13 protein-coding genes are annotated in these 16,057 nt (G+C 68.5%); 6 read left to right on the top strand and 7 right to left on the bottom strand.

Annotated elements, in window-relative coordinates:
* The first annotated feature begins 59 nt into the window (after window positions 1-59).
* The 5 genes from ABNQ38_RS29015 (at window position 60) to treY (ending at window position 10,855) form a co-directional block, all read left to right on the top strand.
* Complete coding sequence (locus ABNQ38_RS29015) at window positions 60-1,592, top strand: hypothetical protein (RefSeq protein ID WP_377810786.1); 1,533 nt, start codon at window positions 60-62, stop codon at window positions 1,590-1,592.
* Entirely contained in the window at window positions 1,576-1,746 is a 171-nt protein-coding gene (locus ABNQ38_RS29010) for a hypothetical protein (protein ID WP_377810785.1), read from the top strand. Before ABNQ38_RS29015 ends, ABNQ38_RS29010 begins: the two co-directional genes overlap by 17 nt.
* Window positions 1,747-1,987: 241 nt before the next feature.
* On the top strand, window positions 1,988-2,296 hold the full coding sequence (locus tag ABNQ38_RS29005) for a hypothetical protein (RefSeq protein ID WP_098737678.1): 309 nt from the start codon (window positions 1,988-1,990) through the stop codon (window positions 2,294-2,296).
* Between the two features lie 120 nt (window positions 2,297-2,416).
* On the top strand, window positions 2,417-8,023 hold the full coding sequence (treZ, locus tag ABNQ38_RS29000; protein WP_377810784.1) for a malto-oligosyltrehalose trehalohydrolase: 5,607 nt from the start codon (window positions 2,417-2,419) through the stop codon (window positions 8,021-8,023).
* A gap of 51 nt (window positions 8,024-8,074) precedes the next feature.
* A complete protein-coding gene (treY, locus tag ABNQ38_RS28995) occupies window positions 8,075-10,855 on the top strand; it encodes a malto-oligosyltrehalose synthase (protein ID WP_377810783.1) in 2,781 nt (926 codons plus the stop codon).
* 69 nt (window positions 10,856-10,924) lie between these two features.
* Here treY and ABNQ38_RS28990 read toward each other — a convergent pair whose 3' ends face one another.
* Together ABNQ38_RS28990 and ABNQ38_RS28985 are read right to left on the bottom strand one after the other, a co-directional pair.
* Window positions 10,925-11,338 (bottom strand): hypothetical protein, encoded by a 414-nt coding sequence (locus ABNQ38_RS28990; protein WP_377810782.1) that lies wholly within the window; start codon window positions 11,336-11,338, stop codon window positions 10,925-10,927.
* A 190-nt stretch (window positions 11,339-11,528) separates the two neighbouring features.
* Window positions 11,529-11,969, bottom strand: coding sequence for a response regulator (locus ABNQ38_RS28985; RefSeq protein WP_244592578.1), 441 nt, complete (start codon window positions 11,967-11,969; stop codon window positions 11,529-11,531).
* Between the two features lie 234 nt (window positions 11,970-12,203).
* Between ABNQ38_RS28985 and ABNQ38_RS28980 the strand changes: the two genes are divergently transcribed.
* Window positions 12,204-12,422 (top strand): hypothetical protein, encoded by a 219-nt coding sequence (locus tag ABNQ38_RS28980; protein ID WP_377810781.1) that lies wholly within the window; start codon window positions 12,204-12,206, stop codon window positions 12,420-12,422.
* A gap of 28 nt (window positions 12,423-12,450) precedes the next feature.
* On the opposite strand, the gene ABNQ38_RS28975 is transcribed toward ABNQ38_RS28980, so the two are convergent.
* Genes ABNQ38_RS28975 through ABNQ38_RS28955 form a run of 5 tightly spaced genes read right to left on the bottom strand, consistent with a single transcriptional unit; the run spans window position 12,451 to window position 16,057 of the window.
* On the bottom strand, window positions 12,451-13,230 hold the full coding sequence (locus ABNQ38_RS28975; protein ID WP_377810780.1) for an oxepin-CoA hydrolase, alternative type: 780 nt from the start codon (window positions 13,228-13,230) through the stop codon (window positions 12,451-12,453).
* Window positions 13,227-13,670 carry a PaaI family thioesterase gene (locus tag ABNQ38_RS28970; protein WP_377811127.1) on the bottom strand — a complete coding sequence of 148 codons (444 nt, stop codon included), beginning with the start codon at window positions 13,668-13,670 and terminating at the stop codon, window positions 13,227-13,229. Before ABNQ38_RS28970 ends, ABNQ38_RS28975 begins: the two co-directional genes overlap by 4 nt.
* Window positions 13,670-14,392: an ABC transporter ATP-binding protein gene (locus tag ABNQ38_RS28965; RefSeq protein WP_377810779.1), complete on the bottom strand. Its 723-nt coding sequence runs from the start codon at window positions 14,390-14,392 to the stop codon at window positions 13,670-13,672. The genes ABNQ38_RS28970 and ABNQ38_RS28965 overlap by 1 nt, the downstream gene beginning before the upstream one ends.
* Window positions 14,389-15,114, bottom strand: a complete 726-nt coding sequence (locus tag ABNQ38_RS28960) for an ABC transporter ATP-binding protein (protein WP_377810778.1) — start codon at window positions 15,112-15,114, stop codon at window positions 14,389-14,391. Before ABNQ38_RS28960 ends, ABNQ38_RS28965 begins: the two co-directional genes overlap by 4 nt.
* Window positions 15,101-16,057: a branched-chain amino acid ABC transporter permease gene (locus ABNQ38_RS28955; RefSeq protein ID WP_377810777.1), complete on the bottom strand. Its 957-nt coding sequence runs from the start codon at window positions 16,055-16,057 to the stop codon at window positions 15,101-15,103. Before ABNQ38_RS28955 ends, ABNQ38_RS28960 begins: the two co-directional genes overlap by 14 nt.

Here is a 16,057-nt window from a genome sequence, read left to right as displayed (position 1 = left end):
CCGAAGGGTTACTGCGGCACCCTACCGGGGGTTGATCGGCGGCAATCGCGGATGCGGCGATGGACGGGGTGACTTCAAAAGCCTTCCGTTTCTTCAATCGCAGGACGGGAGAGCATTTCTACACGGCGAGCGCGGCCGAGCGGGACGGCATCATCGCCGGAATGGCCGACATGAGCTATGAAGGCGTCGCCTTCCTGCAGGGCGGCGGCGTCAGCAACCCGGTGTCGGTGGCCCGCTTCGTCAGGCTGGACACCGGAGAGCATTTCTACACCGCCAGCGTCACCGAACGGGACTACATCCTCCAGAACATGGCGGACCATTACCGTCTGGAGGACCCGCAGGCCTTCCTCGTCTCCGCGACCCCAAACTATCAATTCTCCCAGCCCGTCTACCGCTTCCTCGACACGGCGACCGGCAGTTATTTCTTCACCGCCTCCGAAAGCGAGCGGGACGGGGTGATGGCAAGCCTGTCGAGCTATCGCTACGAGGGGGTGGACTTCTATGCGAGGCCCACTCCGCCGCTTCCCCCTGCCCCGTCGGGCGCTTTCGACGGGACGTGGTATCTCCAGGCCTATCCGGACGTCCGCGATGCGGTGAATGCCGGCTGGATGACCGCCCGCACCCATTACGACGCCTTCGGCAGGCGCGAAGGCCGCCTGCCGAACGACGTGGCGGCACTGAATGGCGACGACCATTGGATCGCCTTCGACGGAGCGCCCGGCCATGTCCGGATTCTGAATGGCGGATCCGGCGATGACTTACTCGACGGGATCGACGGATACACCATTTCCACCAGCACGATGGTCGGCGGCCACACTGGCTACAGCGACTACAGTGACCGGCTGTTCGGCGAAACCGGCGACGACACGCTGTACGGTGCGCAGAACGACACCCTGAATGGCGGAAGCGGCAACGACACCTACTACGTCCATTCCGCCGGCGTGCTGGTGACCGAAGCGACCGATGCGGGCACCGACGAACTTGTCCTGATCGAGGACGGCATCAGCGGCTATTACACCTATTCCATGCCGGCCAACGTCGAACGCATGCGGGTGTTCATCAATCCGATCGCCGATCCGTCGGTTCCGACCATCGCGGGAAGCGCGGCTGACGACTGGATTTCCGCCGGCAGCACCAACAACGAAATCCAACTTCTGGGCGGCGCCGGCAACGACACGCTGAACGGCGGTTTCGGCAGTGGCGGCGGTGCGGTCGTGGAGGGGGGCGCCGGCGACGATTATCTGCTGGCGGTCGGATACAACGACGCGCGATTCTACACTTGGGTGGCGTCGGGCAACGACACGCTGAGCGGCGGTGACGGCGACGACACGCTGGTGGCCTGGACCGGCGACGACCGCCTCACCGGCGGCAATGGCGCCGACACTTTCCTGGTCGATCTCGGCTCTCCGCCGAACCGTCTCTGGCAGGATCCGAAGGCCTGGACCTCCTATCCGGGCCCCGACGGCAGCTCCTATGTCCTTGTGGTCGGGCACGTCGGTAACGACGGTCACGGACTTCCAGCCGGGCGTCGATGTGCTGAGCTTCCGCCACACCTCGCTCGGCCTTTCCGACATCATGGCGCGCTTCACTGACCGCGCGGACGGAATGGGCGTGGTGGCCAGCTTCACCAACGGTGAACTCGGGCTTTCGGCACCGGGCGTTACCGGCAACGGCTTCACGCTCTCGCTCGACAATGTGAAGCAGTGGCAGGTCTCGGCCGACTGGTTCTCGGTCTCTCCGACCTGACGGAACGGCCGGCCGATGGGCTGGCCGTCCCGTCCTGCAACTCTCCCATCGGGGCAGTTGACGAACGCCCAAGCTTGCCAGTGGTTCTGCCGGTTCCCATGTGCCGTCTCCACCCGTCCGGCCGGCGCCGCGGGTGGCGCGGCCGCACGGACCTTTCCTTCGTTCCGGCTGTTGTACCGATAGACCGTGCAGCACCGACGTCGAAGGGGACGGCCTGAGAATGTCACCGAGGATTAGCACCATGACCCCCCGTCTCCTTGCGGAGCTTCTGGAACCGATCCTGACCGCCGCGGATGACGACGAAGAGGCCCTGTCGGAGGCCGTGAACCTGACCGCTGAGGCCATGGCGGCGCTGGGCGCCACCGTGCTCGACCCCGACGGTCAGCCGGCCCGCGGGGTGTCCGATGAACGGGCCGTCGTCGCTGCGCTGAACACCCATGCGCACAACCTGATGCGCGACGGGCGTTTGGACGACGTCGTCGAGGCCCTTCAAGTGGCCGAGAGGATCGGCCGCATCGCCCATCTGCCGCATCACCCGCGAACCGTCTGACCACTCTTTTGGGAGAATGGCGCGGTCGTTCGTGGAAGCGGCTTCGCGGGTGCGGGAACTCCTTCCCTCCGTGCTGTTTGAGCGACGTGCCACCCAGCGCTCAACAGGGGAGGAGCCCTCGTGCCCACTGCGCCGCAGTCACATGCCCAGCCGACCGTGCTGGCGAACCCGCTGGAAAGCGAAATCCTGTCCCGCCTCCAGGACGATCTGCTGCCGGACCATCTGCTGACCCGCCGCTGGTATGCGGCGAAGGACGCCGGACGGCCGGTCGTGCGAATCGTAGATGCCCTGCCGCTGCCGCTGGCCGGCGGGGCGCAGGCCCAGCTCTGCCTGCTGCGGGTCGAACCGCCGGGGCGTGACCCTCAGCTCTATCAGCTTCCCTTGATCCTCGACCGCGGCACCGGCGAGGATGCATCGGCGATTGCCGGTTCCAAGGATTTGCAGATTCCCGGCCGGCTGCGCGACGGCTATGCCGATGACGGCGTGGTCCGTGCGCTGCTGGGCGCCATCCTGAAGCGCGACACGGTGCCGGGGGAAACGGCGCTGTCCGCCGGCCTGACCGCCGGCCACACCCGCGCCTGCGAGGCGCTGTCCGACCGGCTGCGCGCCGACGCCCCGCTGCACCGGATGACGGCGGAGCAGTCCAATACCTCCATCCGCATCGGCGACACCGCAATCCTGAAGGGCCTGCGCAAGCTGGAGCCCGGCATCCATCCCGAACTGGAGGTCAGCCGTTTCCTGACCGAGGTGGCGCAGTTCCCCAACACGCCGGCCCTGCTGGGCTGGGTGGAGCGGGCCAACAGCTCCGGCTCCACCACGCTGTGCGTCATGCAGGAACTGGTGCCGGAGGCGAAGGACGCCTGGGGCCATGTCACCGGCCACCTGAACGACCGCGTCGCCCGCTTCGAAGACAGCGACACGGCCAAGGCCGGCGATGCCGACAGCGTCGCCTTCCTGCGCCTGCTGGGGCAACGGACGGCGGAACTGCACCGGGCGCTCGCCACCCCCGGCGGCGGCGACGCCTTCACGCCGGAGCCGGCGACCGCGGAGCGGCTGACGGAGTGGGCGGGCGGCGTGCGCACCCTGGCCAAGCGCGTGCTGGAACGGCTGCGCGCCGCCGGTCCGACGCTGGACCCGGCGATTTCGGCACAGGCCAACGCGCTTGCCGCCAGCGAGGCCGCGGTGATGGCGCAGATCGACGCGCTGATCCCGGCGACCGCCGATCTCAGCGCCATGCGGCTGCACGGCGACTATCACCTGGGGCAGGTGCTGGTGTCGCGCGGCGACGTGCAGATCGTCGATTTCGAAGGCGAGCCGATGCGCCCGCTGGCCGAACGGCGGGCCAAGCATTGCATCCTGCGCGATGTCGCCGGGATGCTGCGGTCCATCGCCTATGCCGCCGCCATGGCGCGCGACGCGATGCCGGCCGGTCTCGACAGCCCGTCGCGCGACGCCCGCACGGCGTGGCTTTCCTGGTGGGAGGGGGCGGCATCCGCCGCCTTCCTCGACGGCTACCGCGGCGCCATCGGCGATTGCCCCGGTTTTCCGCGCGATGCCCAGGCGGCCCCGGCCCTGCTGAAGCTGTTCCTGCTGGAAAAGGCACTGTACGAGGTCGGCTACGAACTGGCCAACCGGCCGGGCTGGGTGGCGATCCCGCTGGCCGGCGTGACCGCCATCATCCGCGCCGATGCCGGTCCGGAGATCGCCAGCCGCGACCGTGACCGCATCGCCCCGGTGGACGAGCGCCGCCGCAGCCACTCCATGCCCTTCGGGGCGGAGGTGCAGGCCGACGGCTCCGTCCGCTTCTCCCTCTGGGCGCCGTCGGTGGCGTCCGTCCTGCTGTCGCTCGACGATGGCGGGCAGCCGGTGGCGATGGAGGACCAGGGCAGCGGCTGGTTCAGCCTGACCACGGCGCGGGCGCAGGCCGGCAGCCGTTACCGTTTCGTCCTTCCGGACGGGCTGGCGGTGCCGGATCCGGCCTCCCGCTACCAGCCGGACGACGTGCATGGCCTGTCCGAGGTGATCGACCCCGGCGTCCATGCCTGGACCGATGCCGCCTGGACCGGCCGGCCCTGGCACGAGACGGTGCTGTACGAGCTGCATGTCGGCACCTTCACGCCCGGCGGCACCTTCCTGTCGGCCATCGAGCGACTGGACGATCTGGTCGAGCTGGGCGTCACCGCCATCGAACTGATGCCGGTGGCCGACTTCCCCGGCAGCCGCAACTGGGGCTATGACGGCGTGCTGCCCTTCGCCCCCGACAGCGCCTATGGCCGGCCGGAGGATCTGAAGGTTCTGGTGCAGGAGGCCCATGCCCGCGGGCTGATGGTCTTCCTCGACGTCGTCTACAACCATTTCGGGCCGGAGGGGAATTACCTCCACGCCTTCGCCAACAGCTTCTTCACCGAGCGGCACAAGACCCCCTGGGGCGCGGCGATCAACGTCGATGGCGAGCGCAGCGGGCCGGTGCGCGATTTCTTCGTCCACAACGCGCTTTATTGGCTGGAGGAATTCCACCTCGATGGGCTGCGGCTGGACGCCGTCCATGCCATCATCGACGACAGCGACCGTCATGTCCTGGAAGAGCTGGCGGAGAGGGTTCACAGCCATTTCCAGAACCAGCGCCATGTCCATCTGGTGCTGGAAAACGACGCCAACCAGGCGCGCTTCCTGACCCGCCACCGCGAGGGCGATCCGCGCTGGCACTCTGCCCAGTGGAACGACGACCTGCATCACTGCCTGCACAGTGCCGCGACCGGCGAGGATGGCGGCTACTACGCCGATTATGCCCATGATCCGGCCAAATGGGGCCGTACCCTGGCGGAGGGCTTCGCTTTCCAGGGCGAACCGTCGGCCTACCGCGACGGCGAGCTGCGCGGAGAGCCGTCGGCCCATCTGCCGCCGACCGCCTTCGTCACCTTCATCCAGAACCACGACCAGATCGGCAACCGCGCCTTCGGCGAGCGCATCTCCCACATAGCCAAGCCTGAGGCTGTTCGCGCCGCCACCATCCTCTATCTGCTGGGTCCCGGCATCCCCATGCTGTTCATGGGCGAGGAATGGGCATCGGCCAAACCCTTCCCCTTCTTCTGCGACTTCGGCGAGGAGTTGGCCGAGGCGGTGCGCAAGGGCCGGGCGGAGGAGTTCGCCAAGTTCCCCGAATTCCAGGACCCCGAGGCCCGCGCCCGCATCCCCGACCCCACCGCGCCGGAGACCGCGGAATCGGCCAAGCTGGACTGGGAGGCCCGCGGGGCGCCGGAGCATGCCGACTGGCTCGACTGGTATCGCCGGGCGCTGGCCCTGCGGCGGGCGGAGATCGTGCCGCGGCTGGACGGCGTTCCCGGCGGTGCATCGAGCCACGGCGTCGCCGGCAAGACCGGCCTGACCGTCTGCTGGAAACTGGGCGACGGCAGCCGCCTGCATGCCTTCGCAAATCTGGCCGACAGCCCGGCCGCCGGCTTCCCCGAGGTGTCGGGCCGCGTGCTGTGGACCGAGGGTGCCGGGCTGACCGGCGACACGCTCGGCCCCTGGTCGGTGGTGCTGTGGCTGGAGGAAGCCTCCGCACTCGACCGGCTGGCCGACCGCATGGGGGTGGAGCGGTCCTTCGACAATGCCGCCGGGGAAACCGTGACGGCCAGCGAGGACACCGTCCGCGCCCTGTTGTCGGCGATGGGCGTGGAGGCGGGGGACGAGGCCGCCGCACTCGCCCATCTCGACCGGCTGGACGAGGAGGAGTATGGCCGCGCCCTGCCCCCGGCGGTGGTCCGCCGGGCGGGCGAGGCGGTCACCGTGCCAGTCATCCTGCCCCACGGCACCCGCACCCTGCGCTACACCCTGACGCTGGAAAGCGGGGAGACGCAGAGCGGCGTCGTCGGCTTCGGCAGCCTGCCGCGCTGCCGCTGCATCACCGCCGGCGACGTGACCTATGCCGAACGCCGCCTGCCGCTGGGGCGGCTGGCCCAGGCCGGCTACCACACGCTCCGGGTGGAGACGGAGCATGGTGCGGCGGAAACCCGCCTGATCCTGGCACCCGCCCGCTGCCATCTGCCGACGCCGATGCTGGTGGGGGAAAAGCTGTGGGGCCTGTCGGCGCAGCTCTACACCCTGCGCAGCGATCATGACTGGGGCATCGGCGATTTCGGTGACCTGCGGACGCTGGCCGACATCGCGGCGGCGCGTGGGGCGGCCGTGATCGGGCTGAACCCGCTGCACGCCATGTTCCTCGACAATCCCGAACATGCCAGCCCCTATTCCCCGGCCAGCCGGCTGTTCCTGAACCCGCTCTACATCGACGTCACCGCGGTGGCGGAATTCCTCGACGATGCGGATCTGCGGAAGGAGGTCGCCTCGCCGGAGTTCCGGCAGGCGCTGGACGCCGCCCGAGCCACGGCCAACGTCGATTACACGGCGGTGTCCGCGCTGAAGCTGCCGATGCTGGAAAAGCTCTTCGCCGGTTTCCGGACATCGGCCAAGCCGGACCGCCGCGCCGCCTTCGACGCCTTCCGGACCGAGGGCGGCATCGGGCTGGAGCGCTTCGCCATCTTCCAGGCCTTGCGCGAACGCTTCGCCGCCGAGGGAAAGGCGGACTGGCACCGGTGGCCGGCGGACTACCACGACGCCACGGCGCCGTCGGTTGAGCGCTTCGCCAAGGAGAATTCCGACCGCGTCGCTTATTTCTCCTGGTTGCAATGGCTGGCGGACGACCAGCTGCGTCTGGCGGCGGAGCGGGCCGCCGAACTCGGCATGGCCATCGGCTTCTACCGCGATCTTGCGGTCGGCGCCGATGCCAGCGGGGCGGAGACCTGGATGACGCCGCAGGCGGTGGTGGACGCCGCCCATGTCGGCGCCCCACCCGACCTGTTCAACCCGGCCGGCCAGGATTGGGGGCTGCCGCCCTTCCATCCCCAGGCGCTGCGAGCGGCGGGATATCAGCCCTTCATCGATCTGGTCCGCGCCAACATGCGCCATGCCGGTGCGCTGCGCATCGACCATGCGATGGCGCTCCAGCACGTCTATTGGATCCCGGACGGCCACCCGCCGGGCGAAGGCGCCTATGTCGCCTATCCGATGGAGGATCTGCTGGGCATCCTGGCGCTGGAAAGCCAGCGTCACCGCTGCCTCGTCGTCGGCGAGGATCTGGGCACCGTGCCGGAGGGCTTCCGCGAGCGGATGACCGAGGCCGGCGTCCTGAGCTACCGCGTTGTCTTCTTCGAATGGACCGAGGACGGCGCCTTCAAGGGGCCAGACGAGTATCCGGAACTGGCTCTCGCCACCGTCGGCAGCCACGACCTTGCCACGCTGCGGGGCTGGTGGGAAGGTGACGACATCACGCTGAAGGCCGAGACGGGCCTTTATCCGGCCGACGACGAGGAGGAGAAGCAGCAGACCCGCCGGTCGGCCGACCGTGGCGCCCTGGTCGATGCCCTGCGCGCCGCCGGGATCGCCCTGCCCGCCAGCCTCACGCCGGACAGCCCCTATGACGAGGCGCTGGACCATGCGGTGCACGCCTTCCTCGCCCGCACCAACGCCGCCCTGGCGGTGGCGCAGCTGGACGACCTGACGCGCGAGCGCGATCAGGTCAACCTGCCCGGCACCACCGACCAGTACCCCAACTGGCGCCGCAAGCTGTCGATGACGCTGGAGGAACTGGCCGACGCGCCGGAACCGGCGGCGGTCGCCGACATCCTGGCGGCGGCGCGTCCATCCTCCGCCCCCGTCCGCGCTTAAGTCCCTGATCGGTTCCCACTCCGCCCTTCCCATTCCGAGGAGCACACACCCATGGCCCCCGCCGCCGGCAAACCCATCCCTCGTGCGACGTACCGGGTCCAACTGAATGGCGAGTTCGGTTTCGACCGCACCGCCGCCATCGCCGATTACATCGCCCGCCTGGGCGTCAGCCATCTCTACGCCTCCCCCTACATGAAGGCGCGGCCGGGCAGCACCCACGGCTACGACATCGTCAATCACAACGAGCTGAACCCGGAGGTCGGCGACCAGAACGACTTCCGCGATCTGGTGGAGGCACTGAAGCGCAACGGGCTGGGCCAGATCCTGGACTTCGTTCCCAACCACATGGGGGTCGGCGGTTCCGACAACGAATGGTGGTTGAATGTGTTGGAGTGGGGGCCGGAAAGCCCGTATGCCGGGTATTTCGACATCGAATGGGAATCCGACTACCGTTATCTCCAGGGCAAGCTTCTGGTCCCCTTCCTGGGCGACCAGTATGGCGCGGTGCTGGTGTCGGGCGGGCTGGATCTGCGCTTCGATCCGGAGACCGGCAGCTTCGCCGTCTGGGCCTATGACAGCCACAAGCTGCCGGTGCGGCCGCAGGATTACGGCACCATCCTCGGAACCGACCACCCGGATCTGGAGCGGATCGGCGATGCATTCGCCCATCTTGCCTACGCCCGGCCCCATCAGATCGCGCGGGCCGGCGTTCAGAAGGCGGAATTGGCGACGCTGGTGGCGACACGGCCGGACGTGGCCGATGCGATTGCCCAACGGCTGTCCGTCTTCCGGGGTTATCAGGGGGAGATCGACAGCTGGGGTCATTTGCACGAATTGATCGGCCGGCAGAACTGGCGCGTCGCCTATTTCAAGGTCGCGGCCGACGACATCAATTACCGCCGCTTCTTCAACATCAACGAACTGGCCGGCCTGCGCATGGACGAGCCGGAGCTGTTCGACGTCGCCCACCGCATGGTGCTGGGGATGGTGGCGGACGGCACGCTCGACGGCATCCGCATCGACCACATCGACGGGCTGATCGACCCCAAGGGCTATTGCGAGCGGCTGGTCGCCGCGTCCTCCAAGCCCTTCTATCTGGTGGTCGAGAAGATTCTGGCCCGGCACGAGCGGCTGCGGGAGGACTGGCCCATCGACGGCACCACCGGCTACGAATATGCCAACCTGATGGGCGGCCTGTTCGTCGATCCCAAGGCGGAGGAGGCCTTCACCCGCCTCTATGCCGACTTCATCGGCCGGCGCGACGATTTCGAAGAGGTGGTGCGGCAGTGCAAGATCCGCATCATGGAAAGCGAGATGGCGAGCGAGCTGAACGTGCTGTCGCGCAAGGCGGCGCGCATCGCCCGCTCCAACCCCGCCACCGCCGACTTCACCGCCAACATCCTGCATCAGGCGCTGAAGGAGACCATCGCGCGCTTCCCCGTCTATCGCACCTATGTCGACGGCGGCGTGCCGAGCGATCTGGACCGCCGTGACATCGACTGGGCGATCTCCCAAGCGCGGCGGGTCGAGCAGGGACCGGACGGCTCGGTCTATGATTTCCTGCAACGCCTGCTGACCACCGATCTGGTGGCGGCCCCCAAGAGCGGCTACAGCCACCGGCAGGTCACCCGTTTCGCCATGCGATTCCAGCAATACAGCGGGCCGGTGATGGCCAAGGGGCTGGAGGACACCGCCTTCTACCGTTACAACCGGCTGGTGGCGCTGAACGAGGTCGGCGGCCATCCCGACCATTTCGGCGTCAGCGTCTCCGCCTTCCACCGGGCGAACCAGGACCGGGCCCGCAACTGGCCGGGCAACATGCTGGCCAGCACGACCCATGACACCAAGCGCGGCGAGGACACCCGCGCCCGCCTCTATGCCCTGTCGGAGATGCCGGAGGAGTGGGAGCGGCAGATCCAGACCTGGAGCCGGCTGCTGCGTGCCCGCCGTGGCGATGTGGAAGGCACCGCGCCGCCCGACCGCAACGACGAGTATCTGTTCTATCAGCTGCTGCTCGGCGCCTGGCCGGCGGAGCTGACCGGCGCCCCGGTCGACCGGATCGAACAGTCGGCGATGACGGCCTTCGCCGAGCGCATCGTCGGCGCCATGACCAAATCGATGCGCGAGGCCAAGGTGCATTCGACCTGGGCGGCGCCCAACGAGGCCTATGAAGGGGCGGTCGTCAGCTTCATCCACGATGCGCTGGACGTGACCCGCCGGAATGCCTTCCTGGAAGCATTCCTGCCCTTCCAGGCGTCGCTGGCCCGCATCGGCATGGTCAACGGCCTCGCCCAGGCCCTGCTGAAGCTGACCAGCCCCGGGGTGCCCGACATCTATCAGGGCTGCGAACTGTGGAATCTCAGCCTCGTCGATCCGGACAACCGGCTGCCCGTGGACTATGACGCCCGCCGCACGCTGCTGGAGGAGGTCGAAGGTGTCGCGGAGCGTGGTGCCGTCGCCGGCCTGCTGGAGCGCTGGACCGACGGTGCGGTGAAGCTGGCGGTGACCCGTCAGGCTCTGGCGGTCCGTGGCGAGATGCCGGAGGTCTTCAGCGCCGGCGAGTATCTGCCGCTGGAGGCCGCCGGCGAGCGTGCCGACCATGTGGTGGCCTATGCCCGCCGCAACGGTGACGCAACCGTGGTGGTGGCCGTGCCGCGGCTGGTCGGTCAGTTGGGCGAAAAGCCCGATTGGGGCAACACCGCCATCCCGCTGCCGCGCGGCACCGGCTGGCGCAATCGCCTGACGGGGGCGGAGGTCGAGGGCGGTGACGCGGTGATGGCGGCGACACTGTTCGCGGACCTGCCGGTGGCGCTGCTGTCCGCCGAGGGCTGACGGACAGTCTGGTACGGAAAAGGGCGCGCGGGTGACCGCGCGCCCTTCCTCATGTCTGGACCGCCTGGGTCAGCGGGCGGTACTGCCGGTGCCGGTGGAGGAGCCGCCACCCGTCGAACCGCCCATCGAGCCTGACGGCTGCTGGGTGCCGACCGGGCCGTCGGAACCGGTGCCCATCGAGCCGCTGTTGCCCAGGCTGTTGCCGCCGGTGCCGTTGGTCGAGCTGGAAGAGCCGGAACCGGTCATCGACCCGCTGCCCTTCGAAGAACCGCTGGTGGCGCCGCTCTTGCTGTCCACCCCACCCATGCTGCCGCAGCCGAGCTGGTTGTTCGACGTGCAGGGCGGGTTGGTCTGGTTTGAGTTGGTGCTTGAGCCGGCGCTGTTGGCCGCCGGGCTGCCGGAGATTGAACCGCTGTCGGCGGCGAAGGCCGGGGCGGCCAGCAGGGCCAGGGCGGTGGCGGCGCCGATCATCAGGCTCTTCATGGGGATTCCTTTCGCTGGGCGGCCCGTCAACGCCGGATGGCGGCGGGCCGGAAACTTGTCCGTGGGGTCCGGTTCGTCCCCGATTGCCATCACACCAACAAGCCCGGCCAGGAATGATCGCGCGGCCGGCCGAAACGAAAACGCCCGCCGAAGGGCGGGCGTTTCCACGTGTCTCGGCGACAGCGAACGGTCAGGCCGTGCGCGCCTTCGGCAGGCCGGCGGCCATGGCGGCGGAGCCGTGGAAAATCTCCAGCGCGGCCGGCGTGGAGGACGGGCGCAGGCCGCCCAGGATTTCGCCGGCGGCGCCGACGGCCTGGACCAGCGCGTCCGGCATCACCGGCTTGCGCAGCAGGCCCATGGCGAAGGCACGGGCTTCGGCGGCATGGTGATCGAAGCCGGTCATCAGCAGCGACGGGATACCATTCTCCTCCCACAGGCGACGGGCCAGGACCAAGCCATTCTCCCCACCGGCGAGATTGACGTCGACCAGCGCCAGTTCGGGACATTCGCGGGCACCGACCCGCGTAGCCTTGGCGGCGTCGCGCAGCGGTCCAACCACGGTATAGCCCGCATTCTCCAGAACGGCCTTCACGGCCGGACCGATCAGCGGATCGTCCTCGACGACAAGCACCTTCAAGACGGCATGCTCCCTTGAATGACGGTGCGGGCTTATAGCCCGTTCCGTCCGGTTTCCGAAGCCTGTTCGGCTTCGATCAACTGAACCGCCCATGTTTGTCGCGGTTCCGTTCCGTTCAAGAGGTCGAAGGGGTACTCCCTTCCGGTCATGGCGCCCTACTGAACGTCCGGGTTGGAAACATATACCATTGCGGAGCGTTTTACCCGGACGCGAGAGAGGATACACGCAATGGCATTCGTCGAACTGACCGACACGTCCGGGGAAACCGTTTTGGTGAACCCCATCGCCGTCGCCTACCTGCGCACCGCGGGCGACGGCGGCACCGATCTGTATTTCGCCGGCCGGGCGGAGCCGCTGAGGCTGACCGGGGCGCCGTCGGACATCGTCCGCACCCTGGAAAACGCCGCACCCACTCCGCCCGATCCTACCCTGTCGCTGCTGGCCTGACGATAAGCCCGGCCGTTATGGCAGGTTTTCAACGGGGGTAGTTCGGCGCGCGCTTCTCGAAGAAGGCGGTGATGCCCTCCGCCGCCTCCGCCCCATGCAGGGCTTCGACGAAGAAGGCGGCCTCGCGGTCGAGCTGGTCGTCGGGCGCGCCGAAACCGCTCTCGATCAGCCGCTTGGCCCGGCCGATGGCGAGCGTCGGCCCGTCCGCCAGCCGCTGCGCCCAGGCGAGCGCCTCGGCCAGCGTCGCGCCGGGCGCCACCACCCGGTTGACGATGGCAAGCTGGGCCAGCCGCGCAGCACCGATCCTGCCGCCTTCGAACATGATCTCGGCCGCCAGCTGCGGCGTCGCGGCACGGGCGAGGAAGGCCGACGCCCCGCCGTCGGGGTTGAGCCCGACCTTCACGTAGGCGAGCGTGAACACGGCATCCTCCGCCGCGACGATCAGGTCGCAGCCGAGCGCCACCGAGAAGCCCGCCCCGGCGGCGGCCCCCTCGACGGCGGCGATCACCGGCTTCGGGCAGGCGCGCATGGCGCGGGTCCAGCCATGGAAGCGCTCCAGGCTGGCGCGGGTCACCTCCGGGTCGGCCTTGGCGTTGCCGAGCAGCCGGCCCAGGTTGCCGCCGGAACAGAAGGTGCCGTTGGCACCGGTCAGGACGATGGCGCCCACCCCCGGATCCTCGGCCGCCTGCACCAGCGCGTCGCGCGCGGCGGCCATCATCTCCGGGCCCAGCGCATTCTTGGTGGCCGCGTCGTCCATCGTCAGCACCATCACGCGGCCCTGGCGCGCGACGGTCAATTGTCCGCTCATAGCTCGGTTCCCTCCCGGTTTTCGCTGCCCGGCCGGTATTTGAACATGCCTTCCGACGTGGCGATCAGGGCGCCGGTATCGGCGTGGCGGATCTCCGCCGCAATGCCGATGATCTTGCGCCCGCCGCCGCGCAGCCGGCCGATGGCGACCAGCGTACCGGTGCGTGCCTGACCCAGGAAGCTCGTCGACAGGGACAGCGTCACCACCCGCCGCACCCGGCCGGGGAAGGGACAGTATGTTGCCGAGAATCCGGAAACCGTGTCCAAAAGCGTCACCAGAACCCCGCCATGCACCACGCCGGCCCGGTTCAGGTGGCGGTCATCGATGGCCATCGCCAGCTCCGCCTCGCCCTCCTCCCAGCGACTCAAGGCGTAGCCCAGCAGGCGCTGGAAGCCCGATTCCGGCTCCCCGTTCAGCAGATCGTCCATACCCTGTTCCATCACGCGGCTGTTTCGTGCGCGAAGTAAAGCGCGTGAAGACGCTCCAGGTCCACCCGGTCGCCGCGTTCGGACAGCACGACCTTGCCCGACTGCATCAGATAGACATGGTCGGCGATCTTCAGGGCGCGGCTGGTGTTCTGCTCCACCAGCAGGATGGTCAGGCCCTCCGCCCGCAGCCGCGCCAGGATGCGGAAGATCTCGTCCACCACCACAGGGGCGAGGCCGAGCGACGGCTCGTCGATAAGGCAGACGCGCGGCTGCTCCATCAGGCCGCGGCCGATGGCGAGCATCTGCGCCTCGCCGCCCGACAGGGTGCCGGCGATCTGGCCGCACCGCTCCGCCAGCCGCGGGAACATGTCGAAGACCATGGCCTTGTTGCGCTTCCAGTCCTTGCGGCAGCCGCGCGGGAAGGCGCCCATCATCAGGTTGTCCTCCACCGTCATGTCGGGGAAGATCATCCGGCCCTCGGGGATCATCACCAGCCCGTCGGCCACCCTGTCCCAGGTCTTCGCCGCTTTGCGGCTCTGCCCGTCGACGCGGATGTCGCCGGAGGTGGCGGGCACCAGCCCCATGATGGCGCGCAGCAGCGTGGTCTTGCCGGCACCGTTCGGGCCGACGATCACCGTGGTCTTGCCGGCCTGCACCGACAGCGAGACGTCCCACAGCACATTGATCGCACCATAGCCAGCCCGCAGCGTCAGAATGTCGAGCGCGTTGGTCATGACGCCTCCGCAAGGGTGGTTTCGCCGGTGTAGCTGCGGATCACCTCCGGGTCGCGGAACACCGCGTCGGGGGAGCCGTCGGCGATGATCTGGCCGAAATTCAGCACCAGCACCCGCGTGCAGAGCGCGGCGATGGTGGCGATGTCATGCTCGATGATGACCATGGCGAGGCGGTAGCGGTCGCGCACTGCCGCCAGCCGTTCCATGAAGGCGCGCTTGCTGCTGGTTTCCAGCCCGGCCAGCACCTCGTCCAGCAGGAGGAGGCTCGGCTCGGTCGCCAATGCCTTGCCGACCTCCAGCGCCTTGTGCTCGGTCAATGCCAGTTCGCCGGTGGCTTCGCGGTCAGCCTTGTCGCGCAGGTTCAGGATTTCGAGGATCTCGTCGATCCGCTTCGGGTCCTTTTTCCCGGCGCCGAAGCGCTGGGCGACCAGCAGGTTCTCCCGCACCGTGCAGTGGCCGAAGGGGCGCGGGATCTGGAAGCTGCGGCCGATGCCGAGCCGTGCCCGTTTCCATTCCGGCAGCTTCAGCAGCGAGGTGCCGCGGAAGTCGAGCCGCCCGGCGGTCGGCCGCACCACCCCGGAGATGACGTTGAACAGCGTGGTCTTCCCGGCGCCGTTGGGGCCGACCAGACCGATGCTCTCCCCTTCGGCGACGGAGAAGCTGGCGCTTTTCAGCGCCTGGACGCCGCCGAAATTGACCTGGACGCCTTCAAGCGTGAGCATGGCGGCTCTCCTTCACCGGGCGGCGGCGCAGGGCCGGCATCAGCCCGCCGGGGCTGAACAGGATCATGGCGCAGAGCAGCACGCCCAGGATCATCTGGTGGCCATGCGGCAGGATCGGCTTGAACAGCAGCTGGTCGACCAGATAGATCGCCAAGGCCCCCACCACCGGCCCCCACACCGTGCGGTAGCCGCCGAAGATGGCCGCGGCGATCGGCAGCACGGTCCAGCCGCTGGAAAAGGCGTAGTCGGGGTCGAGGAAGCTGATGAAATGGGCGTTGAAAGCGCCAACCACCCCGGTGATGAAGGCCGACAGCACCAGCATCGCCGCCTTCAGGTGGGTGCTGGGTACGCCGACGACGCGGGTCGCCACCTCGGTGTCGTGCATCGCCTTCAGGGCGAGGCCCCAGGTGCTGCGCCGGATGGCGTTATAGGCGAGGGCCGCCAGCACCACGATGGTCAGGATGATCAGGTAGCCGCCCAGCTTCTCGCCGAAATCGAAGCCCAGGACTTTCGGAAAGCGCGGGATCGACAGCAGCCCGCCGGCCCCGCCGGTAACCGGCGTCATCTCGGTCGTCAGAATCTGGAAGATGTGGGCGTAGGCGAGGATGGCGAGCGCGAAATAGGGCCCGCGCAGCCGCAGCGCCGGCAGCATAGCGATGGACGACAGCGCCGCCCCCACCCCGCCCAGCAGCATGGATGCGAAGACCGGCACCCCCAGCTTCATCGCCAGCACGGCGGAGGTGTAGGAGCCCACCCCGAAGAAGGCGGCGTGGCCGAAGCTGACCATGCCGCCGAGATTGCCGAGCAGCGCCCAGGCCACCGCCACCCCGGCGATGGTCAGCGCCGCCACGATCAGCCCCAGCACATAGGCGTTGCCGCCGAACAGCAAAGGCACGCCGACATAGGCGACGGCGAGTGCGGCGATCAGAAGAAGACGGTTCAT

This window comes from Azospirillum sp. A29, from assembly GCF_042604625.1.
Lineage (GTDB): Bacteria > Pseudomonadota > Alphaproteobacteria > Azospirillales > Azospirillaceae > Azospirillum > Azospirillum palustre.
The sequence above is the reverse complement of the archived record's forward strand: the minus strand, read 5'-3'. Positions and strand labels throughout refer to the sequence as shown.

Coding starts and splice junctions, on each gene's coding strand:
- ABNQ38_RS28960 (WP_377810778.1), bottom strand. CDS start 15,114: ATGCTCACGCTTGAAGGCGTCCAGGTCAATTTCGGCGGCGTCCAGGCG.
- ABNQ38_RS28970 (WP_377811127.1), bottom strand. CDS start 13,670: ATGGAACAGGGTATGGACGATCTGCTGAACGGGGAGCCGGAATCGGGC.
- ABNQ38_RS28955 (WP_377810777.1), bottom strand. CDS start 16,057: ATGAACCGTCTTCTTCTGATCGCCGCACTCGCCGTCGCCTATGTCGGC.
- ABNQ38_RS28965 (WP_377810779.1), bottom strand. CDS start 14,392: ATGACCAACGCGCTCGACATTCTGACGCTGCGGGCTGGCTATGGTGCG.
- ABNQ38_RS29005 (WP_098737678.1), top strand. CDS start 1,988: ATGACCCCCCGTCTCCTTGCGGAGCTTCTGGAACCGATCCTGACCGCC.
- ABNQ38_RS29015 (WP_377810786.1), top strand. CDS start 60: ATGGACGGGGTGACTTCAAAAGCCTTCCGTTTCTTCAATCGCAGGACG.
- ABNQ38_RS28980 (WP_377810781.1), top strand. CDS start 12,204: ATGGCATTCGTCGAACTGACCGACACGTCCGGGGAAACCGTTTTGGTG.
- ABNQ38_RS28975 (WP_377810780.1), bottom strand. CDS start 13,230: ATGAGCGGACAATTGACCGTCGCGCGCCAGGGCCGCGTGATGGTGCTG.
- treY (WP_377810783.1), top strand. CDS start 8,075: ATGGCCCCCGCCGCCGGCAAACCCATCCCTCGTGCGACGTACCGGGTC.
- ABNQ38_RS29010 (WP_377810785.1), top strand. CDS start 1,576: ATGGCGCGCTTCACTGACCGCGCGGACGGAATGGGCGTGGTGGCCAGC.
- ABNQ38_RS28990 (WP_377810782.1), bottom strand. CDS start 11,338: ATGAAGAGCCTGATGATCGGCGCCGCCACCGCCCTGGCCCTGCTGGCC.